Annotated in this window: 22 protein-coding genes and 1 tRNA gene; 17 read left to right on the top strand and 6 right to left on the bottom strand. The window is 64.2% G+C overall.

Going from position 1 to position 26,431, the window contains the following annotated elements:
• Positions 1–27 precede the first annotated feature (27 nt).
• Together soxB and AC6H0N_RS00955 are read left to right on the top strand one after the other, a co-directional pair.
• The gene (gene soxB / locus AC6H0N_RS00960; protein WP_497572177.1) at positions 28–1,743 is read left to right on the top strand and encodes a thiosulfohydrolase SoxB; all 1,716 of its coding nucleotides are present in this window, start codon (positions 28–30) and stop codon (positions 1,741–1,743) included.
• Positions 1,744–2,379: 636 nt separating this feature from the next.
• Complete coding sequence (locus AC6H0N_RS00955) at positions 2,380–4,614, top strand: NADP-dependent isocitrate dehydrogenase (RefSeq protein ID WP_497572176.1); 2,235 nt, start codon at positions 2,380–2,382, stop codon at positions 4,612–4,614.
• Between the two features lie 336 nt (positions 4,615–4,950).
• Here the strand turns inward: AC6H0N_RS00955 and AC6H0N_RS00950 are convergent, their stop codons facing one another.
• From AC6H0N_RS00950 to AC6H0N_RS00940, 3 genes are all read right to left on the bottom strand, one after another.
• A complete protein-coding gene (locus AC6H0N_RS00950) occupies positions 4,951–6,183 on the bottom strand; it encodes a pyridoxal-phosphate-dependent aminotransferase family protein (protein WP_497572175.1) in 1,233 nt (410 codons plus the stop codon).
• Positions 6,184–6,546: 363 nt separating this feature from the next.
• Positions 6,547–6,831: a DUF4212 domain-containing protein gene (locus AC6H0N_RS00945; protein WP_497572174.1), complete on the bottom strand. Its 285-nt coding sequence runs from the start codon at positions 6,829–6,831 to the stop codon at positions 6,547–6,549.
• Positions 6,832–6,926: 95 nt separating this feature from the next.
• Complete coding sequence (locus AC6H0N_RS00940) at positions 6,927–9,107, bottom strand: malate synthase G (protein ID WP_497573223.1); 2,181 nt, start codon at positions 9,105–9,107, stop codon at positions 6,927–6,929.
• 583 nt (positions 9,108–9,690) lie between these two features.
• Here AC6H0N_RS00940 and AC6H0N_RS00935 point away from each other — a divergent pair.
• From AC6H0N_RS00935 to AC6H0N_RS00885, 11 genes are all read left to right on the top strand, one after another.
• Entirely contained in the window at positions 9,691–10,404 is a 714-nt protein-coding gene (locus AC6H0N_RS00935) for a fumarylacetoacetate hydrolase family protein (protein WP_497572173.1), read from the top strand.
• Positions 10,405–10,451: 47 nt separating this feature from the next.
• A tRNA-Thr gene (locus AC6H0N_RS00930) sits at positions 10,452–10,527 on the top strand.
• A gap of 395 nt (positions 10,528–10,922) precedes the next feature.
• Entirely contained in the window at positions 10,923–12,071 is a 1,149-nt protein-coding gene (locus tag AC6H0N_RS00925; RefSeq protein WP_497572172.1) for a TRAP transporter substrate-binding protein, read from the top strand.
• Between the two features lie 66 nt (positions 12,072–12,137).
• Entirely contained in the window at positions 12,138–12,749 is a 612-nt protein-coding gene (locus AC6H0N_RS00920; protein ID WP_497572171.1) for a TRAP transporter small permease subunit, read from the top strand.
• Positions 12,746–14,098, top strand: a complete 1,353-nt coding sequence (locus AC6H0N_RS00915) for a TRAP transporter large permease (protein ID WP_497572170.1) — start codon at positions 12,746–12,748, stop codon at positions 14,096–14,098. Before AC6H0N_RS00920 ends, AC6H0N_RS00915 begins: the two co-directional genes overlap by 4 nt.
• A 14-nt stretch (positions 14,099–14,112) precedes the next feature.
• Complete coding sequence (locus AC6H0N_RS00910) at positions 14,113–15,447, top strand: amidase (protein WP_497572169.1); 1,335 nt, start codon at positions 14,113–14,115, stop codon at positions 15,445–15,447.
• A gap of 13 nt (positions 15,448–15,460) precedes the next feature.
• Positions 15,461–15,628: a hypothetical protein gene (locus AC6H0N_RS00905; protein ID WP_497572168.1), complete on the top strand. Its 168-nt coding sequence runs from the start codon at positions 15,461–15,463 to the stop codon at positions 15,626–15,628.
• On the top strand, positions 15,604–16,611 hold the full coding sequence (locus AC6H0N_RS00900; RefSeq protein ID WP_497573222.1) for a 2-hydroxyacid dehydrogenase: 1,008 nt from the start codon (positions 15,604–15,606) through the stop codon (positions 16,609–16,611). The genes AC6H0N_RS00905 and AC6H0N_RS00900 overlap by 25 nt, the downstream gene beginning before the upstream one ends.
• A gap of 237 nt (positions 16,612–16,848) precedes the next feature.
• A complete protein-coding gene (locus AC6H0N_RS00895; protein ID WP_497572167.1) occupies positions 16,849–17,721 on the top strand; it encodes a sterol desaturase family protein in 873 nt (290 codons plus the stop codon).
• A 303-nt stretch (positions 17,722–18,024) separates the two neighbouring features.
• Complete coding sequence (locus AC6H0N_RS00890) at positions 18,025–20,136, top strand: protein-disulfide reductase DsbD family protein (protein ID WP_497572166.1); 2,112 nt, start codon at positions 18,025–18,027, stop codon at positions 20,134–20,136.
• 41 nt (positions 20,137–20,177) lie between these two features.
• Positions 20,178–20,795, top strand: coding sequence for a redoxin domain-containing protein (locus tag AC6H0N_RS00885; protein WP_497572165.1), 618 nt, complete (start codon positions 20,178–20,180; stop codon positions 20,793–20,795).
• 9 nt (positions 20,796–20,804) lie between these two features.
• Here AC6H0N_RS00885 and AC6H0N_RS00880 read toward each other — a convergent pair whose 3' ends face one another.
• Complete coding sequence (locus tag AC6H0N_RS00880; RefSeq protein ID WP_497572164.1) at positions 20,805–21,851, bottom strand: GlxA family transcriptional regulator; 1,047 nt, start codon at positions 21,849–21,851, stop codon at positions 20,805–20,807.
• A 101-nt stretch (positions 21,852–21,952) separates the two neighbouring features.
• Here AC6H0N_RS00880 and AC6H0N_RS00875 point away from each other — a divergent pair, with 101 nt between their 5' ends.
• From AC6H0N_RS00875 to AC6H0N_RS00860, 4 genes are all read left to right on the top strand, one after another.
• Positions 21,953–22,894, top strand: a complete 942-nt coding sequence (locus AC6H0N_RS00875) for a homocysteine S-methyltransferase family protein (protein ID WP_497572163.1) — start codon at positions 21,953–21,955, stop codon at positions 22,892–22,894.
• A 75-nt stretch (positions 22,895–22,969) separates the two neighbouring features.
• Complete coding sequence (locus AC6H0N_RS00870; RefSeq protein WP_497572162.1) at positions 22,970–23,818, top strand: GNAT family N-acetyltransferase; 849 nt, start codon at positions 22,970–22,972, stop codon at positions 23,816–23,818.
• Between the two features lie 35 nt (positions 23,819–23,853).
• The gene (locus AC6H0N_RS00865) at positions 23,854–24,141 is read left to right on the top strand and encodes a DUF1330 domain-containing protein (RefSeq protein WP_497572161.1); all 288 of its coding nucleotides are present in this window, start codon (positions 23,854–23,856) and stop codon (positions 24,139–24,141) included.
• A gap of 10 nt (positions 24,142–24,151) precedes the next feature.
• On the top strand, positions 24,152–24,964 hold the full coding sequence (locus tag AC6H0N_RS00860) for an NYN domain-containing protein (protein WP_497572160.1): 813 nt from the start codon (positions 24,152–24,154) through the stop codon (positions 24,962–24,964).
• On the opposite strand, the gene AC6H0N_RS00855 is transcribed toward AC6H0N_RS00860, so the two are convergent.
• Together AC6H0N_RS00855 and AC6H0N_RS00850 are read right to left on the bottom strand one after the other, a co-directional pair.
• Positions 24,965–25,774, bottom strand: a complete 810-nt coding sequence (locus AC6H0N_RS00855; protein ID WP_497572159.1) for a hypothetical protein — start codon at positions 25,772–25,774, stop codon at positions 24,965–24,967. It abuts the gene before it with no gap.
• A 2-nt stretch (positions 25,775–25,776) separates the two neighbouring features.
• A complete protein-coding gene (locus AC6H0N_RS00850; RefSeq protein ID WP_497572158.1) occupies positions 25,777–26,427 on the bottom strand; it encodes an AAA family ATPase in 651 nt (216 codons plus the stop codon).
• Positions 26,428–26,431 lie beyond the last annotated feature (4 nt).

Genomic DNA, 26,431 nt, shown 5'->3' with positions numbered 1-26,431 from the left:
ATAAAACAGAAAGGGTAAGCCATGTCGATGAACCGTCGTGAATTCATGCAGATCCTCGCGGTGGCTGCCGCAGGCGGGATGACGCTTTCGAGTGACTTCGCGCGTGCCGCGAAATCAGCCGAAACGCTTTACGATCTGCCCCCTTTCGGCAACGTCAGCCTGCTGCACATCACCGACTGTCATGCCCAGCTGACGCCGGTCTACTTCCGTGAGCCCAGCGTGAATCTAGGCATCGCCGGCATGTTTGGCGAGCCGCCGCACCTCGTGGGTGATGCGCTGCTCAAGCACTACGGCTACCAGCCGGGCAGCATCGAGGCGCATGCCTTCACCTATCTGAACTTCACCGAGGCCGCCCGCAACTACGGCAAGGTTGGTGGTTTCGCGCACCTGGCGACCCTGGTCAAGCGCATCAAGGCCAGCCGCCCCGGTTCGCTGTTGCTTGACGGCGGCGACACCTGGCAGGGCTCGGGCACCGCCTTGTGGACCAAAGGCCAGGACATGGTCGACGCCTGCAAGCTGCTCGGCGTGGATGTCATGACCCTGCACTGGGAGAGCACGCTGGGCGCTGAACGCGTGAAGGAAATCGAAGAGAAGGACTTCGCCGGTCACGTCGACATCGTGGCGCAGAACGTCAAGACCACCGATTTCGAAGACCCGGTCTTCAAGCCCTATGTCATCAAGAACATCAATGGCATTCCGGTTGCCATCGTCGGTCAGGCCTTCCCCTATACGCCGGTGGCCAACCCGCGCTGGCTGACGCCGGACTGGACCTTCGGCATCCGCGACCGCGAAATGCAGGAAGCGGTCGATGCCGCGCGTGCCGAAGGCGCGCAAGTGGTCGTCGTGCTGTCGCACAACGGCATGGACGTAGACCTCAAGATGGCCACCCGCGTGACTGGCATCGACGCCATTTTCGGCGGCCACACCCACGATGGCGTGCCGGCCCCGAGCGTCGTCGAGAACGCCGGCGGCAAGACGCTGGTGACCAATGCCGGCTCCAACAGCAAGTTCCTCGGCGTGATGGATTTCGACGTGCGCGACGGCAAGGTGCGCGATTTCCGCTACAAGCTGCTGCCGGTGTTCTCCAAGCTGCTGCCGGCCGACGCCGAGATGCAGGCGCTGATCGACAAGGTGCGCGCGCCGTACATGGATACGCTGTCCGAGAAGCTGGCCGTGACCGAAGGCCTGCTCTACCGCCGCGGCAATTTCAACGGCTCGTGGGACCAGTTGCTGGTGGATGCCCTGATGGCCGAGATGGATGCCGAGATCGCCTTCTCTCCCGGCTTCCGCTGGGGCACCTCGTTGCTGCCGGGCGACACCATCACGATGGAACACCTGCTCGACCAGACCGCCATCACCTATCCATGGACCACGGTCACGAACATGAGCGGCGAGATGATCAAGACGGTGCTCGAAGACGTCTGCGACAACATCTTCAACCCCGACCCCTACTATCAGCAGGGGGGCGACATGGTGCGTGTGGGCGGGCTGCAATACACCTGCGATCCCACGGCGTCGATGGGTAACCGCATCAGCGACATGACGCTGAACGGCAAGCCTATCGACCCGGCCAAGATCTACAAGGTGGCGGGCTGGGCGCCGGTGTCGGAAGCGGCGCGCGATTCCGGCCCGCCGGTGTGGGACGTCGTCGGCCGCTACCTGCGCGACCGCAAGGTCATCCGTCAGGTCGATATCAACATGCCCAAGCTCAAGGGCATGGACGGCAACCCGGGTCTCGCCTGATTTCCCGCCGGGTGCAACCCGGCATGTTCTCTCCGGGCGGGCCGCGCTTTCTTCGGAAGGCGCGGCCCGTTTTTCATGGGGCGAGGAACTGGGCCGGGGGGGGGCTTGCGACAATGTTCGGACACCGCGGGTGCGCTTGGCGCGAATGCCCGACTGTGCTCGTAGTCACCCAGCGCGAGCCGCGTCGTCCTGAAGTTCAGGCCGCCCGGAGGAGGAACGGAGCGCTGTGCGTCAAGCGGCAGGTGTGCAGTTGGATGCGGTCGAATCCTAGGAAGACATGCTTTAAGGCCGTCTTGCTGGGATCTGCTGCATGCTGCGGCAGCAAGTCTTATATCTTTTATATTCTGTAATTTTTCATATTGTGAAAGCCGATTTTGTGGCTGGCCTTCGGGTGGCGTCGCGGCGCTATAATGTGGGCCTCGAAACGCCGGTGGGGCGTCGCGAGGCACCGTGGATGCAGGCAAGTCGAGGCGCGCCGAAAGTGGTTGCGCACACGGCTGGAAGTAGTCGCGAGTGACCAGGTTCTTCAGCCCCGCTCGCGGCCCCGTCTCTTTCGACGTGTTGGCGCCTTCGGGCCATTCCCCGTCTGTGCCATCGTTCGATCAGCGCACCCAGTCCATGAGGGAGAAACAAGCAATGTCGCAGCAGCCGACCATCTTCTACACCATTACCGACGAAGCGCCGATGCTGGCGACCGCCGCCTTTCTGCCGGTGGTCCGAGCTTTCACTGCTCCCGCCGGGATCAATGTCGAGGAAGCCGACATCTCGCTGGCAAGCCGCGTGCTGGCCGAGTTCCCCGAGTTTCTGAGCGACGATCAGAAGGTGCCCAACACCTTGGCCGAACTGGGCGCGCTGACGCTACAGCCGGACGCCAACATCATCAAACTGCCGAACATCTCTGCCTCGGTGGGCCAGCTGAAGGCCGCGGTGAAGGAGCTGCAGGGCAAGGGCTACAAGGTGCCGGATTTCCCGGAGGACCCGAAGAGCGACGAAGACAAGGCCATCAAGGCACGCTACTCCAAATGTCTGGGCTCGGCGGTGAACCCGGTGCTGCGCGAAGGCAACTCTGATCGCCGCGCACCGCTGGCGGTGAAGAACTACGCCAGGAAGCATCCGCACTCCATGGGTGAGTGGAAGCAGTGGTCGCGCACCCACGTCTCGCACATGCATCACGGCGATTTCTATCACGGCGAAAAGTCGATGACGCTGGATGGCGCGCGCGACGTGAAGATGGAACTGATCACCGCTTCGGGCAAGACCATCGTGCTCAAGTCCAAGGTCGCGTTGCAGGACGGCGAGATCGTCGATTCGATGTTCATGAGCAAGAAGGCGCTGTGCGAGTTCTACGAGAAGGAACTCGAGGACTGCCGCGAGGCCGGCATCCTGTTCTCGCTGCATGTGAAGGCGACGATGATGAAGGTTTCGCACCCCATCGTCTTTGGCCACTGCGTCAAGATTTACTACAAGAATGCGTTCGAGAAGCACGGCAAGCTGTTCGATGAGCTGGGTATCAACGTCAACAACGGCATGGGTGATCTCTACGAGAAGATCAAGACTCTGCCGGAATCCCAGCGCGACGAGATCATCCGCGATCTGCATGCCTGCCAGGAGCACCGTCCGGAACTGGCCATGGTGGATTCCGCCAAGGGCATCACCAACTTCCATTCGCCCAACGACGTGATCGTCGATGCCTCCATGCCGGCCATGATTCGGCAGGGCGGCAAGATGTGGGGCGCCGACGGCAAGCCCTACGATTGCAAGGCGGTGATGCCGGAGTCGACCTTTGCCCGCATTTACCAGGAGATGATCAACTTCTGCAAATGGCACGGTAACTTCGACCCGAAGACCATGGGCACCGTGCCCAACGTCGGCCTGATGGCGCAGAAGGCCGAGGAGTACGGCTCCCACGACAAGACCTACGAGATTCCCGAGGCCGGTGTCGCCAACATCACCGATCTCGCCACCGGCGAAGTGCTGCTGTCGCAGAACGTCGAGGCGGGCGATATCTGGCGTATGTGCCAGGTGAAGGACGCGCCGATCCGCGACTGGGTCAAGCTGGCCGTGACCCGCGCGCGCAATTCCGGCATGCCGGCGATCTTCTGGCTCGACCCCTATCGGCCGCACGAGAACGAGCTCATCAAGAAGGTTCGGGCCTATCTGAAGGAGCACGACACCAGCGGGCTGGACATCCAGATCATGTCGCAGGTGCGCGCCATGCGCTTCACGCTGGAGCGCGTTGTGCGCGGGCTGGACACCATTTCGGTGACCGGCAACATCCTGCGCGACTACCTCACCGACCTGTTCCCCATCATGGAGTTGGGCACCTCGGCCAAGATGCTGTCCATCGTGCCGCTGATGGCTGGTGGCGGCCTGTACGAGACCGGCGCCGGCGGCTCCGCGCCCAAGCATGTGCAGCAGCTGGTGGAAGAAAACCACCTGCGCTGGGATTCGCTGGGTGAGTTTCTGGCGCTGGCGGTGTCGCTGGAAGACCTTGGTATCAAGAACGGCAATGCCAAGGCCAAGATGCTGGCCAAAACCCTGGACGAAGCCACCGGCAAGTTGCTCGATCTCGATAAGTCTCCTTCGCGTCGTACCGGTGAGCTGGACAACCGCGGCAGCCAGTTCTACCTGACCCTGTATTGGGCCCAGGCGCTGGCCGCGCAGACCGACGACGCGGAACTGGCCGCCTTCTTTGCGCCGCTGGCGAAATCGCTGGAAAAGGGCGAGCAGAGCATCGTCGCCGAGCTCAAGGAGGTTCAGGGCAAGGAGGTGGATGTCGGTGGCTACTTCCATGTGGATGCGGCGAAATGCAAGGCAGTAATGTGCCCCAGCGCGACCTTCAATGCCGCGCTGGCCGCAGTGAGTGCCTGAGGTGCCGCGCCTGCGAGTGGGCTGATAAAAAGGGCGGCTCTTTCTGCCTAAGAAAACGCCGGGCTGGTCCCGGCGTTTTTCATTCTGAGGTATCTGGCGCTATCTGGATCTTGCGAGCTTTTGCTCGCACAAGGTCAATTCGCTCGAGCGTCGCCGGCCGGTTGGGCACAGGCCGAATGCGGTGCCGGGAAGGCGCACCACCGCTCTGATCGTGATGGCGTCGGCGCGCGAGGTGCGTAGCTTCGGAGATGTCGTCACCGAGCTGCAGGTCCGGCACGATGAACGAAAAAAAGCCACGGCATGCCGTGGCTTTTTTGTTGCTGCCGCAGGGGCCGATCAGACCGCCGCAGTGCGCGGGATGTGATGCTGCTGTGCGAACACGCGCTGGGCAGCCGTGATGGCGGCACCCGGCTCGACAGAACGGCCATTGGCGTCGAGCACCATTTCCATGGCGGACAGGGCGCCGAGCACGTTCTCTTCGCGTGCCGAATAGCCCATCAGGCCAAAGCGCCAGATCTTGCCGGCGAGCGGGCCGAGGCCGGCGCCGATTTCGACCGAGTACTCGTCGAGCAGCGTGCGGCGCACCAGCTTGTCATCGATGCCTTCCGGTACCCACACCGCGTTCATCTGCGGCAGGCGTGCGCCTTCGGCCACGACGAACTTCAGGCCGAGCGTATCCAGACCGGCCTTGAGGGCTTCGTGATGGCGCTGGTGGCGGGCCCAGGCGTGCTCCAGCCCTTCGGCTGCGAGCAGGCGCAGGGCTTCGTGCAGGCCGTAAAGGCTGTTGCCCGGCGCGGTGTGATGATAAGTACGCTGGCCGGCGCTCCAGTAATCGAGCACCAGGTTCAGGTCCATGAACCAGCTCTGCACGCGCGTCTTGCGCGCCTTGAGCTTGGCGATGGCGCGGTCGGAGAAGCTGACCGGCGACAGGCCCGGCGTGCACGACAGGCATTTCTGCGTGGCCGAATACACCGCATCGACACCCCATTCGTCGATCAGCACCGGGGTGCCGGCGAGCGACGTGACGGCGTCGACGATGGTCAGCGCGTCGTACTTGCGTGCGATGTCGCACAGCGTTTGCGCGTCGGACTGAGCACCGGTCGAGGTCTCGGCATGCACGAAGGCAACGACTGCGACACCGGGATTGGCCTTGAGCGCGTCTTCGAGCTTCTGCGGGTCGACCGGTTTGCCCCAGTCTTCCTCGACAACGATGGCGGTGCCACCGCAACGCTCGACGTTCTCGATCATGCGACCGCCGAACACGCCGTTGCGACACACGATGACCTTGTCACCCGGTTCGACCAGGTTGACGAAGCAGGCTTCCATGCCGACCGAACCGGGGCCGGACATCGGGAAGGTCAGTGCATTCTTGGTCTGGAAGGCGTAACGCATCAGCGTTTTCAGCTCTTCCATCATGGTGACGAAGATTGGATCCAGATAGCCGATGACGTCCTGCGCCAGTGCCGACTTGACCTGCGGATGCAGATCGGACGGGCCCGGGCCGAGCAGGATGCGATGCGGCGGGTGGAAGGTATCGATGTCGAGCGTGGGCTGGACGGCGAGGGACAAGGCGGCACCTCGAAAGTGGGTCAGAAAAGGGGCGAATTATAACACTTGACGGCTTTCTTCGTTCTCTCTGCTCTGAATGTCTTGTGCCTTTTTCGGCACCGATTCGATGTGCCGGATGACTGTGCGGAAAGTGTGAGAGCGGAATGGCGTGAGAGCAAAAAAAACCCCCGGTATGTCTACCGGGGGCGTAAGCACGCGGGCAAAAGTCCGCAGTGGAAGTGGTTGGTGAATCTGTGGCATGCGTGGAGTCCGGTTTCGCGTAACAGCGCGGGTGTTCTCGGAGAACCACGAATGATGCATCGTGGTTCAGAGTATGTTTGTCGAAACTTACAAGAGCCTTAAACGGCGCAAGTATTTCGGGGGCTATTGCTGAGGGGTGTCGCCCTGCCGAGAGGCGAGGTGCCGACGATCGAGGCGATTCATCACGCGGGCATAGATGCCGATGATGACGAGGAACAGGATGGGGGCGCCCTGGGCAAAGATGTAGAAGGCCAGCGGCACGCCGAACAGGGATTGAAGGTTGATCTCGCGCGCGAACAGCGCCGTGCCAAGCACAAGGATGAACCACAGCAACAGCAGGCCGGCCGTCAGCATGCGATTGCTCCGCCAGTGAACGCGCTGGGCTGCGGTGTCCGTGTTCTTGTGCATGCAGGCAGTTTCCGTCGGAGCGCCCGATGCTGCAAGTCGGCGGCGCAAAGAAAACGGCGCCCCGTGGGGCGCCGACGTGTTTTGGCGGAGGGTGGTCAGCCTGCGGCTTTCGCCGCCAGGCGCCAATGGTGCAGCAGCGGCTCGGTGTAGCCGTTGGGCTGGGCGCAGCCTTTGAAGATCAGCTCGGACGCGGCGCGGAAAGCAATCGAATTGTCGAAGTCATCGCTCATCGCGCGATAGGCCGGATCGCCGGCATTCTGTCCGTCCACCACCGTGGCCATGCGGCGCAGTGTGTCGCGCACTTCCTGCTCCGTGCACACGCCGTGGTGCAGCCAGTTGGCGATGTGCTGGCTCGAGATGCGCAGCGTGGCGCGATCTTCCATCAGGCCGACATCGTTGATGTCGGGCACTTTGGAGCAGCCCACGCCCTGATCGATCCAGCGCACCACGTAGCCGAGAATGCCTTGCGCGTTGTTCTCCAACTCCTGGCGGATTTCGGTGGCGCTCCACTCGGGCTTGATCGCCACCGGCACGGTGAGGATGTCGTTGAGCAGCGCATTGCGTTCCGCCGCGTAGTCGCAGTCATGCTCCATCTGTTCCTGCAGCGAGGCGACATCGACTTCGTGGTAGTGCCAGGCGTGCAGCGTGGCGGCGGTGGGTGAGGGTACCCAGGCGGTGTTGGCGCCGGCCTTGGGATGCACGATCTTCTGCTCGAGCATGGCCGCCATCTTGTCCGGCATGGCCCACATGCCCTTGCCGATCTGTGCCTTGCCACGCAGGCCGCAGGCCAGGCCGGCGATGACATTGTGGCGTTCATAGGCGGCGATCCACGGCGTGCCTTTCATGGCCGCCTTGCGGATCATCGGGCCGGCTTCCATGGCGGTGTGGATCTCGTCGCCGGTGCGGTCGAGGAAGCCGGTGTTGATGAAGGCCACGCGTGACTTGGCAGCGGCAATGCAGGCGGCGAGGTTCACCGAAGTGCGACGCTCCTCATCCATGATGCCGAGCTTGATGGTGTCCTGCGGCAGGCCGAGCAGGCGCTCGACGTGGCTGAACAGTTCGCCGGCAAAAGCCACTTCGGTCGGGCCGTGCATTTTGGGTTTGACGATGTAGATACTGCCGGCGCGCGAGTTGCGGCGCGATTTGAGGTCGTGCAGCGAGATCAGACTGCCGACCACGGCGTCGAGGATTTCTTCCGGAATATCGCTGCCATCTTCGAGCAGCACGGCCGGGCAGGTCAGCAGCGAGCCGACGTTGCGCAGGAACATCAGCGAGCGGCCATGCAGGCGCAGCGTGCTGCCGTCGGGCGCGGCGTACTCACGATCGGCGGCCAGTGTGCGGCGCACCGCTGTGCCGTCCTTGTCGAAGCTCGCAGTCAGCGTGCCCTGCATCAGCCCCAGCCAGTTGCGATAGGCCAGCACCTTGTCTTCGGCATCAACTGCGGCGATCGAGTCTTCGAGGTCGACAATGGTGGTCAGTGCGGCCTCGACGACCACATCACTGATGCCCGCCGGATCACTGCGGCCGGTCTGGGTGTCGCGGTCGATGCAGATCTCGATGTGCAGCCCGTTGTGACGCAGCAGCACCGCAGTTGGCGCGTCGGCTTCGCCCTGGTGGCCGGCGAATTGCGAGTTGTCGACCAGGCTGGTTTCCGAGCCGTCGGCCAGTCGCGCGATGAGCCGGCCGTCGCGCACGCGCAGCGATTGAATCAGCGCATAGGTGCCGCTGGCGAGCGGCGCAGCGCGGTCAAGCATCTCGCGCACGCGCGCCACCACCTTCTTGCCGCGCACTGGGTTGTAGCCGTCGCTGCGCTCGGCGCCGTCGACGTCGGGCACCGCGTCAGTGCCGTAGAGCGCGTCATACAGGCTGCCCCAGCGCGCGTTGGCGGCATTCAGTGCGTAGCGGGCGTTGGTGACCGGAACAACCAGTTGTGGTCCGGCGAGGCGGCTGATCTCCTCATCCACGTTTTGCGTGGTTACCTTGAATGGTGTGGGTGCTGGCGCGAGGTAGCCGATGGATTCGAGGAAGTCGCGATACGCCACCATGTCGCGCACCGGGCCCGGGTTGATGCAGTGCCACTGGTCCAGTTCGCCCTGCAGGCGATCACGTTCGGCGAGCAGCGCCCGCACGCGCGGCGCGAGATCGTGTGTGAGCGTGCTGAAGCCCTTCCAGAACTGTTGTGCGTCGATGCCGCTACCCGGCAGGGCCTCGGCTTCGATGAAGCGGTGCAGGCGTGCGTCGACGGCCAGCTGGCCGCACTGGATGCGGGAAGTCATGGAAGTGGCCTCCATCGTCTGAAAGGGGTTGGAGGTTGGTTCGGGTGCGAGCGCCGCGTCGGCGGCTTGCTCGGGGTGTCGGTCGAGAATCATTGAGCGCTCCTGTCGATTGCGAAAACGATGAAATCGACGGGGAGGCGGGTCGGCCCGGGTGTGACGGCCAACCTTCCCCGTATCGTTCGCGGCGCGCTGCTTGCGAAGGTTGTCCGCAAATCCGCACTGCAGATGCCGGGGCGCGCCCTTTGAGGGCCGACCAGGTCTTGTAAAAGATATAACACCCGGGGTGGTGGGAAATGTCTTTTTAGGGGAAGTTATGCTGCGATGCAATATAGTATTTATACGTACACAGAACAAGTTTGCGCTCTGAGGATGGAAATCAAATGCACTTGCGGTGTAGAGATAACAGTGGCTTGCGAGATTGCTTGCCAGCGCGCAGCGAGTATTCTCCAGCGAGGCCGACTCTTTGCAGGTCGTGGCGTGGTGCGATGCGCAAAAAATGTAAGGTGACAGTCAGCTTGTTTGGGAATCGCGATTTCGCCGACAAGGCCAGGAGGATGGACGCTGACGCGGGCCGGGACAGCTGATGCGGGAGGAGCGTGACATGAGCAACGACACTGACTACATCTTTCCTCCGTGTGAGCGGGCCAGTCTCCCGATACGGGGCAGTTCAAAGCGATTTCCCGTACACCGCATTTACTGTATCGGCCGCAACTACGCTGCCCATGCTGTCGAAATGGGGCACGACCCCGACCGGGAGGCGCCGTTCTTCTTTCAGAAGAATCCCGACAATCTGCTGGTCGGCCTGGATTTTCCTTATCCCGGGCAAAGCGCCGACGTGCAGTTCGAGTTCGAGCTGGTCGTAGCCCTGGGCAAAGGCGGCACAGACGTGCCGGTGGCCGAGGCGCTTGACCTGGTTTTCGGCTACGGCGTCGGTCTCGACATGACCCGCCGTGACCTGCAGGCCGAAGCCAAGCAACTCGGCCGTCCGTGGGAGGTGGGCAAGGCCTTCGAGCACTCGGCACCGTGCTCCGAGCTGGTTCCTGTTGCTGTGGCGGGGCACCCCGAGGCGGGCGCGCTTGTGTTCGCGATCAATGGTGAAGTGCGTCAGCGGGGAGACCTGAGCCAGATGATCTGGAAGACGGCAGAGCAGATCGCGATCCTGTCGCGCTATTTTGAACTGCGACCCGGCGACTTGATCATGACCGGTACTCCGGCGGGGGTCGGGCCGATCCAGCGCGGCGACGTGATGGAAGGTGAAGTCGAGGGCGTGGGCGGAATTCGCCTGGAAGTGATCTGATCTGCGGTTGCTGCAGTCGTCACCCTCGGGTATATTTGCGACCCTTCGCTGCTGTAGCTCAGTCGGTAGAGCAACTGATTCGTAATCAGTAGGTCACCAGTTCGATTCCGGTCAGCAGCACCAGTAAAAAAACGCGGTACCCGTCTTCGGGTGCCGCGTTTTTCATTTCAGAGCCTCCCAAGCTTACGTCGTGCTGACATGTCAGTTTCACGGACCAGCATCTGACCGCCCCGTACAGTCCGCGATATCCACAATAGCCGTTGTCTGCCGGCCAGGAATACTCTCCATCAGAGCCTTGTATACAAGCATAAGTCATTCTTATGCGTGTGCCGGTTCGGCAGGCGGAAGGCGCAGTCCACGAGTCTCCTCCGATCAACTCTCGGACGGTAGTGCGGCGGCTCCTTCGGTACGCAGTGCGAAGACCATAAAAACAGGATCAGGCGTTCTGTCCGTGCTTGCGGTCGGAGCAATTGATGACAGCAGCACCCTTTCGCAGTACACAAACGGAGGAGATGTAAATGGAGACCGAAGTCAAAACAACGCAGGCCGAGCCGGTGAAGCAGCCCTCGCGCCGCAAGTTCCTGACCACCGCATCGGTTGGTGCCGCGGGTGCCGCGATCACCGGGTTCCCGATGATCGCCGTTGCCCAGTCGCCGGTCGTGTTGAAGATGCAGGGCGCGTGGGGCGCCAAGGACGTCTTCAACGACATGGCCGAGGAGTACGTCAAGCGCGTCAATGAAATGGCCGAAGGCCGCATGCGCATCGACTATCTGGTTGGCGGTTCAGTCGTCAAGCCGTTCGAAGTCATGGATGCGACCTCCAAGGGCGTCATCGACGCCGGTCACCAGGTCGCCGTGTACTGGTACGGCAAGAGCAAGGTCGCGTCCCTGTTCGGTTCCGGTCCGGTGAGCGGTTGCGATGCTGCGCAGACGCTGGCGTGGATCCACAAGGAAGGGCAGGTCTTCTATGACGAACTGGTCAAGAAGCTCAACCTGAACGTGGTCGGCTTCTTCGCCATGCCGATGCCGACCCAGCCCTTGGGCTGGTTCAAGAACCCGATCAAGACTGCCGCCGAGCTCAAGGGCTTCAAGTACCGCACCGTGGGCCTGGCTGCCGACCTGATGCAGGAAATGGGCATGCGTGTGACCCAGCTGCCGGGTGGCGAGATCGTCCCGGCAATGGAGCGTGGCGTGATCGATGCCTTCGAGTTCAACAACCCGACCTCGGACCGCCGTTTCGGCGCCCAGGACGTGGCCAAGAACTACATGATGGGCAGCTATCACCAGTCCATGGAGTTCTTCGAGATCGTCTTCAACAAGAAGAAGTACGACGCGCTCCCGAACGACCTCAAGGCCATCCTGAAGTACGGCGCCGAGGCGGCTTCTACCGCCAACTATGCGCTGGCGATGGACCTCTACTCGTCCGACCTGCAGGCGCTGAAGGAGAAGGACAAGGTCAACATCATCCGCACGCCGCAGGACATCTTCGACGCGCAGATCAAGGCCTGGGACGTGGTGACCGAGCGTCTGATCAAGGAAGACCCGTTCTTCGCCAAGGTCTGGGAGTCGCAGAAGGGCTGGGCCCAGCGTGTGGGTTACTACCACTTCTTCAACAACGCCGACTACAAGGCTGCTTACGAGCACGTCTTCGGCAAGCTCGGTTTCTGATCGGGTACTCGCATCAACACGGCGGCGGACTTCGGTCCGTCGCCCTGTCTCGCGGAGCGGCACTGCATGTTGATCCAAACCCTTTTGCATGGCATTGACCAGATTTCAAAATCGGTTGGCCACGCCTTTGCCTGGTGCATTGTCGTCCTGACACTGGGTACTACCTATGAAGTCTTCGTCCGGTACGCGCTGAACGACCCGACGAGTTGGTCCTACGACATGAGTTACATCCTCTATGGGGGCTTGTTCCTGATGTCGGGTGCCTACGCGCTGTCACGTGGTGCGCACGTGCGCGGCGATGTGTTTTACCGACTGATGCCGCCGCGCGTGCAAGGCAGTCTGGAGTTGTTCCTGTACATCATCTTCTTCTTTCCGGGCGTGATCGCGCTGTGCTACTCGGGCTGGTCCTACGGCATGGAGTCCTTCCGCATCGGTGAGCGCAGCGTCAACAGCCCGGTCGGCGTGCCGATCTGGCAACTCAAGCTGATCATCCCGGCGGCTGGCGCCTTGCTGGTACTGCAGGGCATAGCCGAAGTTCTGCGCTGCGTTCTGTGCATTCGAAACGGTTTCTGGCCGGAGCGTCTGCATGACGTCGAAGAGCTCGAAGCCTCTGTATTGAAACAGGCGCGCGAAGATGCCGCCGAGCAACAAGAAGCCATGACGGGAGTCAGCAAATGACCGATCCACAAGTTGCTCTCCTGATGCTGGGCGGGTTCATATTCATCATCCTGCTTGGCTTCCCGATTGCTTTCACGCTGATTGCAATGGGTGTGGGCTTTGGTTACTACGCGTACTTCACGCCCGATCAGGCGTTCTTTGATAACCGGGTGTTCTACCTGCTGACGCAGAACACCTTCAGCGTCATGAACAATGACGTGCTCACGGCGATTCCACTGTTTTTGTTCATGGGCTACATGGTCGAGCGATCAAACATCCTCGACCGCCTGTTCTTCAGTCTGCAACTCGCGTTCCGCTTCGTTCCGGGCTCGATGGCGATCGCCGCGCTGGTGACTTGCGCCTTGTTCGCGACGGCCACCGGCATCGTCGGTGCAGTGGTCACCCTGATGGGGCTGCTGGCGTTCCCGGCCATGATGAAGGCCGGCTATGACCGGCGGCTGTCGGCGGGTGTCATCGCCGCAGGCGGCACGCTCGGCATCCTCATTCCGCCGTCGATCATGCTCATCGTGTATAGCGCGACGGCCGGCGTTTCGGTCGTCAAGCTCTACGCCGCCGCCTTGATCCCCGGCATGCTGCTGGCCAGTCTCTACGGCGTGTATATCGTCACCCGCGTGCTGATCAACCCGTCGCTGGCGCCCAAACTGCCGCGCGAGCAGACCGAAGGCGTATCCGTAGTGCGCGTCTTCGTGTTGATGCTGCAGGCGGTCGTTCCGCTGGCGACGCTGATCCTTGCAGTGCTCGGTTCCATCTTGTTCGGCCTGGCCACGCCGACCGAAGCGGCCGCCATCGGTGCTTCCGGTGCCGTTGTGCTGGCTGCGGCCTACCGCGCGCTGAACTGGAATCGTCTCAAGGAGGCGGTGTTCCTGACCGCGCGCACGACGGCGATGGTGTGCTGGCTGTTCGTCGGTTCGTGGACCTTCTCGTCGGTGTTCTCCTATCTGGGCGGCGAGCACCTGATCAAGGACTTCGTGCTCGGGCTGGATCTGAACACCATCACTTTCCTGCTGCTGGCGCAATTGATCATCTTCATTCTCGGCTGGCCGCTGGAGTGGAGCGAGATCATCATCATCTTCGTGCCGATCTTCCTGCCGCTGCTGCCGCACTTCGGAGTCGACCCGCTGTTCTTCGGTATCCTCATCGCCCTGAACTTGCAGACATCGTTTCTGACACCACCCATGGCCATGGCGGCGTACTACCTCAAAGGGGTCGTGCCGAAGGGCAGCATCGAGCTGGTCGAGATATTCAAGGGCTGCATGCCGTTCCTGATGCTCGTGTTCCTGTCGATGGTGCTGGTCTACGTCTTCCCGCAACTGGTGTATTGGTTGCCCGAAGTGTTCTACGGAAATTGAGGCATAACGAAGATATGGAAGGACTTAACTGGTTGTCCGCCCGTCAGGTAGCACAAGGCATCCGTGACGGTGTGTTCAGTTCGGAAGACATCGTGAAGGCGTGTCTCGCGCAGATCGAGGCGCGCGAACCCGAAGTGCAGGCCTGGGCGTACCTGGACGTCGAGCACGCCCTGACCATCGCTCGCAAGGCCGACAAGTGGCGTGCCGAGGGCAAGCCGCTGGGGCCGCTGCACGGTGTGCCGGTGGGTATCAAGGACATCATTGATACCGCCGACATGCCGACCGAGGACGGGACGAAGCTGCATTCGGGGCGCAGCCCGCGCGTCGACGCCAAGGTTGTGGACGCTCTGCGTGCCGCTGGTGCGGTGATTCTTGGCAAGACGGTGACGACCGAAATGGCCACCATGTCGCCGGGCAAAACGCGCAATCCGCACAACGCGGAACACACGCCGGGTGGCTCGTCGAGCGGTTCGGCAGCGGCGGTTGCGGCCGGCATGGTGCCGCTCGCGATCGGCACCCAGACCAATGGGTCGGTGATCCGTCCGGCGGCGTTTTGCGGCGTGTTTGGCTTCAAGCCGAGCCGTGGCGTGGTGTCATGCCGCGGGATCCTGCAGCAGTCTCCGCCGCTTGATCAGGCGGGTTGCTTCGCGCGCTCGGTCGAAGACATCGCGCTGATCGGCGAAGTCATCTCGGCGTACGACGAATTCGAGGCCGACATGCGTCCGCGTGCGCCGCTTCCGATGCTCAAGGTGTGCGAGGAAGAGCCGCCGCTGACGCCGACGCTGGCCTTGATCCGCACTCCCTGGTGGGACCAGCTGGACGCGGATGTGCGCGAGGGCTTTGGCGAACTGGTTGCGCACCTCGGCGATCAGGTCGGCGAGTTCATCCTGCCGGAATCGTCGGCGCAGGCGCTGGACTGGCACAAGACCATCATGGAAGCGGATATCGCCGCGAGCTACGAGACCGATTACGAACGCGGCAAGGACAAGATGTCCGACATGCTGCGCGAGCAGATCGAACGCGGTCGGGCGATCACGGTGGTGGACTACCGCCGCGCCGAAGCGCGCATCGAGCCGATCACCGAATCGCTCGATGAAGTCTTTGACCGCTTCGACGCCATCATTACCCCGTCTGCGCACGGGCCGGCACCGCACGGTCTGGAGTCGACCGGCAGCCCCCAGTTCTGCACGCTGTGGACCTTCTGCGGCATGCCGGCCATCAACCTTCCGTTGCTCAGTGCCGGCAACGGTCTTCCGGTGGGCGTGCAGCTGGTCGGCCGCGTTGGCGACGACGCACGGTTGCTGCGCACCGCGCGCTGGCTTGTGGCCTCCCTGACGGCTGCCGATTAAAGGAGAACCTCAAATGAGCTTCAAACTTTTCGCAGGTCTGCTCGGACTGGCCGCACTCACGGCCTTCCTGTTGCCGCCGCTGTTCAAGATCAAGGAGATCGCGATGATCGTCGTGGTCGCGATCGGCATCGGCATGGCGGCCTATGAGTTCTACGAATCAATGCGTCGCAAGGAGGACTAGCCATCAAACCGAAGATCCTCGTCGCGCGTCAGGTGTTTCCGGAAGTCATCGAACACCTCACGCCGCATTTCGACATCGACTACAACGACCGCGACGCACCGCTGCCGGCCGACGAACTCAAGGCACGGCTGGCCGACAAGTCCGGCGCCATCACCATGCTGTCGGACCGCATCGACGCGGCCGTGTTGGCGGCCGCACCGGGCGTGAAGGCCGTGTGCAACGTTGCCGTCGGCTACAACAACTTTGATCTGCCGGCCATTACCGCCGCCGGCGTGATGGCCACCAACACCCCCGGTGTGCTCAACGACACCACCGCCGACACGGCCTGGGCGCTGATCCTGTCGGCCGGCCGGCGCATCGTCGGCGCCGACCGCTGGGTGCGCGAAGGGCAGTGGAAAGGCTGGAAGTTTCGCGACGACTGGCTCGGGTCGGACATCCATCACGCCACGCTGGGCATCCTCGGCATGGGCCGCATCGGTCAGGCCGTGGCGCGCCGTGCGCTGGGTTTCGACATGCGCGTGATCTATCACAACCGTTCGCACCTCACGCCCGAGCAGGAAGCCGCCTGCAAGGCGAGCTGGGTCGAACGCGACACCTTGTTGGCCGAAGCTGATTTCCTGGTGCTGTTGCTGCCGTATTCGCCGGCCACCCACCACGTCATCGGCGCGGCGGAGATCGCGAAGATGAAGCCTTCCGCGCATCTCATCAACATCGCACGCGGTGGCATCGTCGATGATTCGGCGCTGATCGAGGCACTGCAGCAACGGCGCATCGCCGGCGCAGGCCTCGACGTGTTCGAGAACGAGCCTGCGCTCGACGAGCGCTATTTCGCACTCGACAACGTCGTGCTCACGCCGCACATCGGCTCGTCCACGCGCGCCACCCGGCTGGCCATGGCCATGCTCGCAGCAGACAATCTGATTGCCGCGCTGTCCGGCAAGCAGCCGCCGACGCTTCTAAATCCGGAAGTGCTGCAGCGCTGATCTCGTACATGCCGAGGGCTCTGCGCCGACCGCGCGGAGCCCTCAGTTATTTCCGCGCTCGACCGGCAAGCCGGCAGCCTCCCACTCCGCCACTGCTCTTGAGCTCCCCATAGCCGCGCGCTGCGAGCAGCGGCGCGGCTTCGTCCGAAACCAGGCAGAACCCGCCGCGGCAATAGATTAGAGTGAAGTCGTGGCGTCGCGATAGCGCGGCAATCGCGCTTTCAGGAGAAGGGCCGGATGAATCTGGAGCAGTTGATCCTCGATAGTGAGCCGGTGATCCGCCTGGGGTTTTTCGTAGGCGTGTTCGCCGTCGTCGCGCTGTGGGAAGTGTTCGCGCCGCGTCGCGCACTCACGCTCGGGCGGGCCGTGCGCTGGGGGTCGAATCTGGGCATCGTCGCGCTCAACACGCTGGTCGTGCGTTTGCTGTTTCCGGCCGCAGCGGTGGGTGTGGCGGCCTTCTGCGCCGCCGAGGGCTGGGGCCTGCTCAACCACTTTGCGGTGTCTCCGTGGCTGGCCGTGCCGCTGGCAGTGATTGCGATGGATTTCGTGATCTGGCTGCAGCACGTCATGGTGCATGCGGTGCCGGCATTGTGGCGCTTGCATCGGGTGCATCACGCCGACCTGGATTACGACGTGACGACTGGCGCCCGCTTCCATCCGATCGAAATCGTTCTGTCGATGCTGATCAAGTTCGCCACCATCGTCGTCCTCGGCGCGCCGGTGGTGGCGGTGGTGATTTTCGAGGTGGCACTCAACGCCACCTCGATGTTCAATCACGCCAACATCCGCCTGCCGGCAAGCCTCGATCGCGTGCTGCGTCGCTTCGTCGTGACGCCCGACATGCACCGCGTGCACCACTCGGTGCACGAGGATGAAACCAACTCCAACTTCGGCTTTAACCTGCCGTGGTGGGATCGCCTGTTCGGCACCTACCGCGCACAGCCGCGCGACGGCCATGAAGGCATGAGCATCGGACTGGTCGAATACCGCGACCCGCGCGTGGCCGACCGGCTGCCCGCCATGCTGCTGATTCCATTTCGTGGCGGGGCGGGCGGCTATGCGATCAATCGTCGCAACGCTGCTGATACCGAAAGGCATGAACAGCAGTGAGTGATCGGCGCCGGGTGGGGCGCACACCCGACACGCTTGCTTGCGGGTCTCCGCGCTGCCGGCGCCAGGTCTCCGGTGTACTGAAACTTGTCCACGCCAGGCGTGGACAAGCCTGTGGATAGTCGCGGTATTGGCGGGCCAAGTCATTGGTATGGATGGATTGCCAGCGACTGCCCGCAGATCGGGCAGTTGAGCCGATCAGACTTCTTCACGCGCACCGGAACCCTTGCAGCTTGTGACACTCCATTGACGGGGCGCTTGCCATGCCGCGCCCGGCCACCACTCGTGTCTTCCGGAGTTTGCATGATTCGCCGCGCCGTCCTGTCTGCAGCTCTGATCCCGTTCTGCCTGCTCGCCCCGGCCCACGCCGCGCTGCAGGGGCCGCAGGTCGACACGCCATATGTCTCGGCGCGCCTGGTCGCGTCAAACGAGGCCGTAGCGCCGGGCGATACGCTGACGCTGGGCGTGGCCAAGACCATCATTCCGAAGTGGCACACCTACTGGCAGAACCCCGGCGACTCCGGCCTGGCGACGACCATTGCCTGGGAAGTGCCGGACGGTGTCGAGGTCGGCGACATCCAGTGGCCGGCACCGCAGCGCCATGCGCTCGGGCCGGTGACCAACTACGGCTACGAGGGCGAGGTCATGCTGCTGTCGCCGCTCACCGTGCCGGCCGACGCCGCGCCGGGCTCCACGCTGGCTGTGCGTGCCGCGGTGTCGTGGCTGGTGTGCTCGGATATCTGCATTCCCGAGGACGTGGAGCTGACGCTGGATCTGCCTGTGGCAGCCCAGACCGCGGGCAGCGCTCATCCGGCCATCGAAGCGGCGCGCGCGCGCCTGCCGCAGCCCTCGCCGTGGGCCGCGCGTCATGCGGTGAGCGAGGACGCAGTGCGCATCGCCGTCGACACCGGTGCGCTGCCCGACGGCGCGACCGACATCTGGTTCTATCCGCTGGAGTGGGGGCGCATCAACCATTCCGCGCCACAGCAGCTGTCACGCACGTCCGAGGGCATCGTGCTGGAGGCGCCGCGCGGCCAGGCACCGCCGCAGGACGCACCACTTGCCGGCGTGCTGGTGATCCGTGAGGACAGTGCCGACGGCTTGCTGACCACCGCCTTCGAACTCTCGGCGCCACGCGTTGCAGCCGTTGCAGCGGGCGAGCCAGTGCGTGCGGCGTCGGCCGCCGCGGCCCCATCCATCGGCCTGGGGCTCGCGCTGCTGTTCGCGCTGGCCGGCGGCCTGATCCTCAACCTGATGCCCTGCGTGTTCCCGGTGCTGGCCATGAAAGTGCTGGCGCTGGTGCGTACCGGCGGCGACGCCGCCAGCGTGCGCGGCCATGGCCTGGCCTATCTGGCCGGTGTGCTGGCCAGCTTTGCGTTGCTGGCGGCGGTGGTGTTGGCGCTGCAGCAGGGCGGGGCGCGACTGGGCTGGGGCTTCCAGTTCCAGTCGCCGGTGTTCGTGGTGCTGGTGGCCTGGCTGCTGTTCGCGGTGGGCCTCAATCTTTCCGGGGTGTTCACGATTGGCGGCGGGCTGGCCGGCGTGGGGCACGTGCTGACGAGGCGCGGCGGGCACTCGGGCAGCTTCTTCACCGGGGTGCTGGCGGCCGTGGTGGCCACGCCGTGCACGGCGCCGTTCATGGGCGCGGCCATCGGCTTTGCGATGACACAGCCACCGCTGAGCTTGCTGGCGACCTTTCTTGCGCTCGGCTTGGGGCTGGCCATCCCGTTCGTCGTGTTGGCCTTCCGGCCCTCGCTGATCGCACGCATGCCCAGGCCGGGGCCGTGGATGGAGCGCTTCAAACAGTTCCTGGCCTTCCCGATGTACGGCGCGGCGGTGTGGCTACTTTGGGTGCTGGCCCTGCAGGCTGGAGCCCACGGCGTGCTGGTGGCGGCCGGCGGCATGCTGGCGATTGCGCTGGCGGCGTGGCTTTACGACATCACCTGGCATTCCGGTGTGCGCTTGCGGCGCAGCGCGCAACTGGCCGCGCTGGCGCTCGTGGTGGCGACGCTGGCCCTCGGCTCCGGCCTGGCGACGCAGCCACAGCAGAGCGCCCCGCGCCAGACGGCGTTGCTTGCCCAGGAAGCCTATACGCCGGAGCGCTTCGACGCGCTGCGTGCCGAAGGTCGTGCGGTGTTCGTCAACATGACGGCCGCCTGGTGCATCACCTGCATCGTCAACGAGCAGGTCGCGCTGGAGCGCGCCGAGGTGGCGGCGGCCTTTGGCGAGCGCGGCATCGCGTACCTGAAGGGCGACTGGACCAATCAGGATGCCGCCATCAGCGAGGTGCTGGCGCGCTTTGGCCGCAGTGGCGTGCCGCTGTACCTGTATTACCCGCCGGCGCGCAATGCGGAACCGATTGTGCTGCCGCAGATTCTTACCCCTGACATCGTGCTGCGCGCCCTGCAGGGCGCCTAGGCGATGGCGATTCTTCACGCACAAACTCAAGGAGTAGAAAGATGACGATTCGCCCCCTGATCACTGCCGTACTGGCAGCCGGCCTGCTCACTCCATTGGCCGCTCTCGCTGCGCCCGAAGTCGGCAAACCGGCGCCGGATTTCAAGGTCGCCGGTGCCGACGGCAGCACCGTCGAGCTCTCGGCGCTGCGCGGCAAGACCGTGGTGCTGGAGTGGACCAACCACGAGTGCCCCTTCGTGATGAAGCACTATGACAGCGGCAACATGCAGGCCACGCAGGCGATTGCGGCGGCGCATGACGCAGTGTGGCTGCAAGTGATTTCCTCCGAACCCGGTTCGCAGGGTCACGTCAGCGGCGAACAGGCCCGCAAGCTCAACGCCGACCGCCAGGTCAAGAACGTCGCCACCACGCTGCTCGACGAGCAGGGCAAGGTTGGCCGGGCGTATGGCGCGCAGGTTACGCCGCACATGTACGTTATCGACGCGCAAGGCGTGCTGCAGTACATGGGCGGCATTGATTCGATCGCGACGGCGCGCAAGGCCGATATTCCCAAGGCCACCAACTACGTGGTCGAGGCGCTCGACGCGATGAAGTCTGGCCAGGCAGTGCCGAACCCGGTCACGCGCGCCTATGGCTGCACCATCAAGTACGGGTCGTAAGTCGGCCTGCTACGTCGGCACGACATGCGGTTGCTGCAGCGCCCGGCGCACCTCGCCGAAGCGCCTGCGGTACTGCGCAGGCGTGAGCTGGACCTGGCGGCGGAACAGCCGGCTGAAAAATCCGGGGTCTTCGTAGCCAACTCCCGCCGCGACCTGTTCCACCGGCGCATCGCCGGTTTCGAGCATGTGCTTGGCTTCTTCGATGCGCATGGTGTGCACGTATTCGAGCGGTGACATGCCGGTGGCCTCGCGGAAACGGCGCTTGAACGAGCGCTCCGGCAGCCCTGACAGGCGCACCATCGCCGCGACCGGCGCGCGGTCTTCGTAGTGTTCGGCGATCCAGCCCTGGCAGCGCGCAATCACCGCATCGTCGACCTGCCGTGAGCGCGCGAGACGCGCAAACGGCTGCTGGCCGACGCTGTGCCAGTCGATCAGATGGATGCGCGCCACGCGCATGGCGGTTTCCACATCCACCGTGCGGGCGATCAGGTACAGCGCAACGTCCAGCCACGAGGTGCCGCCGCCGGCCATCACCAGGCGGTGTTCGTCGCCCGACACCACCAGCGTGCGCTGCGGGTGCACCCGCACTGCCGGATGGCGTTGGCGCAGCACGTCGCACCAGGCCCAATGGGTGGTGGCGTCATGACCGTCGAGCAGGCCGGCTTCGGCCAGCAGCATCGCCCCCGAGCACGAGTTGGCAAGAATGGAGCCGGCGTCGTAGCAGCGTTTTATCCACTCGATTTCCTCATCGAAGCGCCCGGTGAGAACCTCGCCTGGCATCACGTTGACCTCCGGCACGCACACGATGTCGGGCGGTGCGGTGTCGGCCATGGTGGCTTGCGGGCTGACGCTGATGCCGTTGCTGACCACGATCGGCGCGGTGCTGCGCGCGACGATGAGCGGGCGCATGGCGTGCTCGCCGGGATGCCCGTCTACGATCACGCTCCAGTCGTGGCCGGCGGACATGAACAGGTCGTACATCGAGTACACGACCGAGGCGGATGTCTCGGGGAAGGCCAGGATGGCGACGGATACCGGGGTGCGCGATGTGCTCATGGCCGAATCGTCCATTTTGTTGCCGGATTGACCCTCGAACGCGGGGGGCGCTGGTTCTATTCTCCGGTCATGCCCTGAAGGCACGACAACGGAGAGAGCACATGAGCCGCTACCGCAACAAACTACCGCAACTGTACGACACCTGCATCACCGACGGCGGCCTGGAGACCACGCTGGTGTTTCACGAAGGCCTCGAACTGCCTGCATTCGCGGCCTTCGATCTGCTCAGGGACGCGGACGGCAGCAGCGTCCTGCGCCGCTACTACGCCCGCTACGCCGAACTGGCCCGCAGCCACGGCGTCGGCATCGTGCTTGAAACCGCCACCTGGCGCGCCAATCCGGACTGGGGCCTGCGGCTGGGCTATGGGCCGGCCGCGCTGGCGGAGGTGAATCGCAAGGCCGTGGCCTTGCTCGAAGAGATCCGCGCCGACTACGAATGCGAGCGCACGCCGGTGGTCATCAGCGGCAACCTGGGTCCGCGCGGCGACGGCTATGTGCCGAGTCTGCGCATGACGGCCGCCGAGTCGCGCGATTATCACGCCGCGCAGGTGGCCGGGTTTGCCGCGTCTGCGGCCGACATGGTGGCGGCCTTCACGATGAACTACGTCGAGGAAGCCGCCGGCATCATCCACGCCGCGCGCGACCATGCCATGCCGGTCGCGATCTCCTTCACCGTCGAGACCGACGGCCGCCTGCCCGCGGGCGATGCGCTGGTGGATGCGATTCGCCGATGCGATGAGCTCACCGACGGCTACGCGGCCTATTACATGCTCAACTGCGCCCACCCCGATCACTTCACGCATGTGCTCGATGAGTCATTGCTGGCCGAGCGCGTGCGCGGGCTGCGCGCCAATGCCTCGCGCCTGAGCCATGCCGAGCTGGACGAATGCACCGAACTCGACGCCGGCGACCCTGCGGAGTTGGGCGCGCAGTACGCGGCCTTGCGGCGCAGTCTGCCGCGCCTGGCGGTGGTCGGAGGCTGTTGCGGCACCGATCATCGGCACGTCGACGCCATTTGCCGCTCGATGCTGCGCGCTGCCTGACAGCCACGCCGGACGCGGCAAAATCCGCTATGGTCGGCTCTGCACCTATGAACAGGCAGAACTGACGAGGCTTGCATGGCAGATGAACTCACCATTTCCACGATGTCGCGCCCGCAGCTCGACATCGCCATCGACTGGGCCGCCCAGGAGGGCTGGAATCCCGGCCTGCAGGATGGCGACAACTACTTCAGCGCCGATCCGCAGGGCTTTCTGATCGGCCACGTCGGCCAGCAGCCGGTCGCCACGATTTCGGTCGTGCGCTATGGCGACTTCGGCTTTCTCGGCTTCTACATCGTGCATCCGGACTGGCGCGGGCGTGGCCACGGCTGGCGCCTCTGGCAGGCCGGCATGGAACGGCTGGCGGGCTGCAATGTAGCGCTTGATGGCGTCGTCGCGCAGCAGGACAACTACCGCAAGTCGGGTTTCAAGCTCGCCTGGCGCAACATGCGCTTCGAGGGTTTCAGCCGCGGCGCAGCCGCAGCATCGGACGGACGCATTGTGCCGCTGTCCTCCGTTGCGTTCGACACGTTTGCGGCGTGGGATCGCCCCTTCTTCCCGGCCGAGCGGCCGGCTTTTCAGCGGCGCTGGATCACGCAGCCGGGCGCGACGGCGCTGGGCATCGTCGAGCAGGGCAGGCTGGTCGGTCACGGCGTGATCCGGCCCTGCCGCACGGGCTGGAAGATCGCGCCGCTTTGCGCCGAACGGCCGGAGCTGGCCGAGGCGCTGTTTGCCGCGCTGATCGCCCAGGTGCCGGCGGGCGAAGCGTATTACCTCGACGTGCCCGAGACCAACCCCGAGGCGGTGGCATTGGCCGAGCGGCACGGCATGAAGCTGAGCTTCGAGACGGCGCGCATGTACACCGGACCGGCACCAGAGCTGCCCATCCAGCGCATCTTCGGCATCACCTCTTTCGAGATCGGCTAGAGTTCCAGCACCTTCGCACACTGCAGGAGCGCAGCATGAGCACGGCGTACATGATCGGCCACATCACCATCAAGCACCCGCAGAAGTGGGCCGAGTACAAGTCGCGCGTGCCGGCCACGCTGGCGCCGCATGGCGGCGAGGTGGTATTTCGCGGCACGGTGGATGCGGTGCTGGCTGGCGATCATGCGCACACCGATGTGGTCGTGCTGCGTTTCCCGGATCAGGCGGCCGTGCACGCCTGGCATGATTCGCCCGCATATCAGGCCCTGTTGCCGCTGCGCATGGAAGCGTCTGACGGCGTGCTGATTGCCTACAACACCTGAGGAGCATCCGATGAGCAATGGCAAGCGCAGCGACAAGCTCGAATCCGACGATTCCGCCCTGCGTCTGGCGGTGCTGATCGACGCCGACAATGCCCAGGCGGCGGTGATCGAAGGCCTGCTGGCCGAAATCGCGCGTTTTGGCGAGGCTACCGTGAAACGCATTTATGGCGACTTCACCTCGTCGAACAGCGCCGGCTGGAAGAAAGTGCTCAACCGTCACGCCATCAAGCCGGTGCAGCAGTTCGCCTACACCTCGGGCAAGAACGCCACCGACAGTACGTTGATCATCGACGCCATGGATCTGCTGTACACGCGACGTTTCGACGGCTTCTGTCTGGTATCGAGCGACAGCGATTTCACCGGATTGGCACTGCGCATCCGCGAGGAGGGGTTGGTGGTGTATGGCTTCGGCGAGAAGAAGACGCCCGAGGCTTTCCGCAACGCCTGCCACCGCTTCCTGTTCACTGAAGTGCTGCGCCCGGTCAGTGCCAAGCCTGCCGAGGCGGCACCGGCTGCGAAACCGGCGAAGAAGCCGGCCGGCAAGGCCGCGCCGAAAGCGGCACCGGCGCAGGCTCCCGTGGAGGAGCCGGCCGCGCAGGATTTCCCGCGCGCCTTTGTGCTCGAAGCGCTCGACAAGGCCGGGGACGATTCCGGTTGGGCCGGGCTGGGCGCCTTCGGCAGCTATCTCAACAAGCTGCAGCCGGACTTTGATTCGCGGCTGTACGGCTTTCGCAAGCTGAGCGATCTGGTGCGTGCGCGCACCGACATCTTCCAGTGCGAGGACCGCTCCGGAACGCTGTACGTGCGCGCACGTCCCGCCTGATCAACCTTTCTTCTTTTTCTTGCTGCCGCCCTTGGTGACCTTGGGCAAGCCGTCGATCAGCGCGGCGATTTCTGCGGTCGGGCGTTTGGCCAGCAGGGCCAGCCCGGCGCGCAGCACTTCCGATTTGGTCGCCTTGCGGCCAGCCTTGTCGAGCGCCTGACGCAGGGCCTTGAGGCCCTTCTGCTCGATCACCGGAATCGACATCGAATCACGCACGATCTTGCCGGCCTTGACGGGCTCGGCTTTCGGCGTGGCCGCTGCCGCGCTGGCGGCCTTGGTGCCGGGCTGAGTGCGTGCGCCGGAAGTGGGACGGCTGCGCGCTGCGGGAGCTGCTGGCTTGGTGGCGACGGGCTTGGGCGCGGCCGGCTTGTTCGCTACCGCTGTGCGGGCTGCCGGGGCCTTCCTGGCAGCCGGCTTCGCCGTAGCCGCGGCCGGCGGCTTTGCAGCCGGTTTCGTCGGGGTCTTGGTAGCAGCCGGTTTCGCGGCCGGCGCCTTGACACCTGCCGGGCGTGCCGCCGAAGGTTTTCTGGCGGAGGTGCTTGTGCTTCTGGTTGCAGTCGGGCGAGCGGCGGGCTTGGCCCCCGCCGGCTTTTCGGCCGGTTTCGCTGCGGGTTTGGCCGGAGGTTTGGCCGCCGGTTTCGCCGTCGACTTGGCGGCCGGTTTTGCTGCCGGTTTTGCTGTTGGCTTTGCGGGAGGCTTCGCTGCAGCGCGCGGGCTGCGGCTGGTCGGCAGGCGTTGTTCGAGGGCCGCGTCTTCCTGCTTGAGGCTGGCGCGCAGTGCGTTTCGGTTCGTGCTGCGGGGGGTAGCCATGGTCATTTCTCCAGCTTGGTAAGAACGGCGGCGACGAGTCGTTCGACTTCCGCGCGGGCAGCGAGGGCCGAACGTCCGAGTGCAAAAACGGAACTGCCACGCACGGCCGACATCGCGTAGGCGCTGCGCTGCGACAGGGCGGCGTCGAGGATCGGGAGTTCGAAATCCTGCATGACTTCGAGCACATCGTCGCACAGCGCGGTGCGTGTGACGCGATTGGGCAGCAAAACGCCCGAGAGCTTGCCGTGGCGGTCGAGGATCAGCCGCTCGATGGCGCGGGTGGACCACAGATCGGTCGGGCTCGGCACCACCGGCACGATGGCGAAGCGGGCGAGGTCGAGCGCGGCGATTGTGAAGGCGTTTTCGACCGAAGGAGGGCAATCGAGGATCAACACGTCGCTGGCCTTGGCGTGCGCGCGCAGCTCTCGCTTGAGGTCGCCGGCCGCGCCCTGCGGGCGCATCACCGTGGCGGGAAAGGGTGCGTCGGCCGCGGCTGCTTCACTCCAGCGCGAGGCGCTTTCCTGCGGGTCTAGATCGGCTACGCTGACGCGCAGGCCGCGTCGGGCCAGACCGGCGGCCAACTGCATGGCTACCGTGGTCTTGCCCGAGCCGCCCTTCTGCGAAGTCAGTGCAACGATACGGCAGTCCTTCATATGC

This window comes from Pseudazoarcus sp. NS34, from assembly GCF_059703725.1.
Note: the sequence above shows the minus strand (reverse complement) of the source record. Positions and strands in the feature narration are given on the sequence as shown.

Bases quoted from the DNA above. Each gene is read 5' to 3' on its own strand.
- soxB (WP_497572177.1), top strand. From the start codon at position 28: ATGAACCGTCGTGAATTCATGCAGATCCTCGCGGTGGCTGCCGCAGGC.
- AC6H0N_RS00955 (WP_497572176.1), top strand. From the start codon at position 2,380: ATGTCGCAGCAGCCGACCATCTTCTACACCATTACCGACGAAGCGCCG.
- AC6H0N_RS00945 (WP_497572174.1), bottom strand. From the start codon at position 6,831: ATGCACAAGAACACGGACACCGCAGCCCAGCGCGTTCACTGGCGGAGC.
- AC6H0N_RS00940 (WP_497573223.1), bottom strand. From the start codon at position 9,107: ATGACTTCCCGCATCCAGTGCGGCCAGCTGGCCGTCGACGCACGCCTG.
- AC6H0N_RS00935 (WP_497572173.1), top strand. From the start codon at position 9,691: ATGCGGGAGGAGCGTGACATGAGCAACGACACTGACTACATCTTTCCT.
- AC6H0N_RS00925 (WP_497572172.1), top strand. From the start codon at position 10,923: ATGGAGACCGAAGTCAAAACAACGCAGGCCGAGCCGGTGAAGCAGCCC.
- AC6H0N_RS00920 (WP_497572171.1), top strand. From the start codon at position 12,138: ATGTTGATCCAAACCCTTTTGCATGGCATTGACCAGATTTCAAAATCG.
- AC6H0N_RS00915 (WP_497572170.1), top strand. From the start codon at position 12,746: ATGACCGATCCACAAGTTGCTCTCCTGATGCTGGGCGGGTTCATATTC.
- AC6H0N_RS00910 (WP_497572169.1), top strand. From the start codon at position 14,113: ATGGAAGGACTTAACTGGTTGTCCGCCCGTCAGGTAGCACAAGGCATC.
- AC6H0N_RS00905 (WP_497572168.1), top strand. From the start codon at position 15,461: ATGAGCTTCAAACTTTTCGCAGGTCTGCTCGGACTGGCCGCACTCACG.
- AC6H0N_RS00895 (WP_497572167.1), top strand. From the start codon at position 16,849: ATGAATCTGGAGCAGTTGATCCTCGATAGTGAGCCGGTGATCCGCCTG.
- AC6H0N_RS00890 (WP_497572166.1), top strand. From the start codon at position 18,025: ATGATTCGCCGCGCCGTCCTGTCTGCAGCTCTGATCCCGTTCTGCCTG.
- AC6H0N_RS00885 (WP_497572165.1), top strand. From the start codon at position 20,178: ATGACGATTCGCCCCCTGATCACTGCCGTACTGGCAGCCGGCCTGCTC.
- AC6H0N_RS00880 (WP_497572164.1), bottom strand. From the start codon at position 21,851: ATGAGCACATCGCGCACCCCGGTATCCGTCGCCATCCTGGCCTTCCCC.
- AC6H0N_RS00875 (WP_497572163.1), top strand. From the start codon at position 21,953: ATGAGCCGCTACCGCAACAAACTACCGCAACTGTACGACACCTGCATC.
- AC6H0N_RS00870 (WP_497572162.1), top strand. From the start codon at position 22,970: ATGGCAGATGAACTCACCATTTCCACGATGTCGCGCCCGCAGCTCGAC.
- AC6H0N_RS00865 (WP_497572161.1), top strand. From the start codon at position 23,854: ATGAGCACGGCGTACATGATCGGCCACATCACCATCAAGCACCCGCAG.
- AC6H0N_RS00860 (WP_497572160.1), top strand. From the start codon at position 24,152: ATGAGCAATGGCAAGCGCAGCGACAAGCTCGAATCCGACGATTCCGCC.
- AC6H0N_RS00855 (WP_497572159.1), bottom strand. From the start codon at position 25,774: ATGGCTACCCCCCGCAGCACGAACCGAAACGCACTGCGCGCCAGCCTC.
- AC6H0N_RS00850 (WP_497572158.1), bottom strand. From the start codon at position 26,427: ATGAAGGACTGCCGTATCGTTGCACTGACTTCGCAGAAGGGCGGCTCG.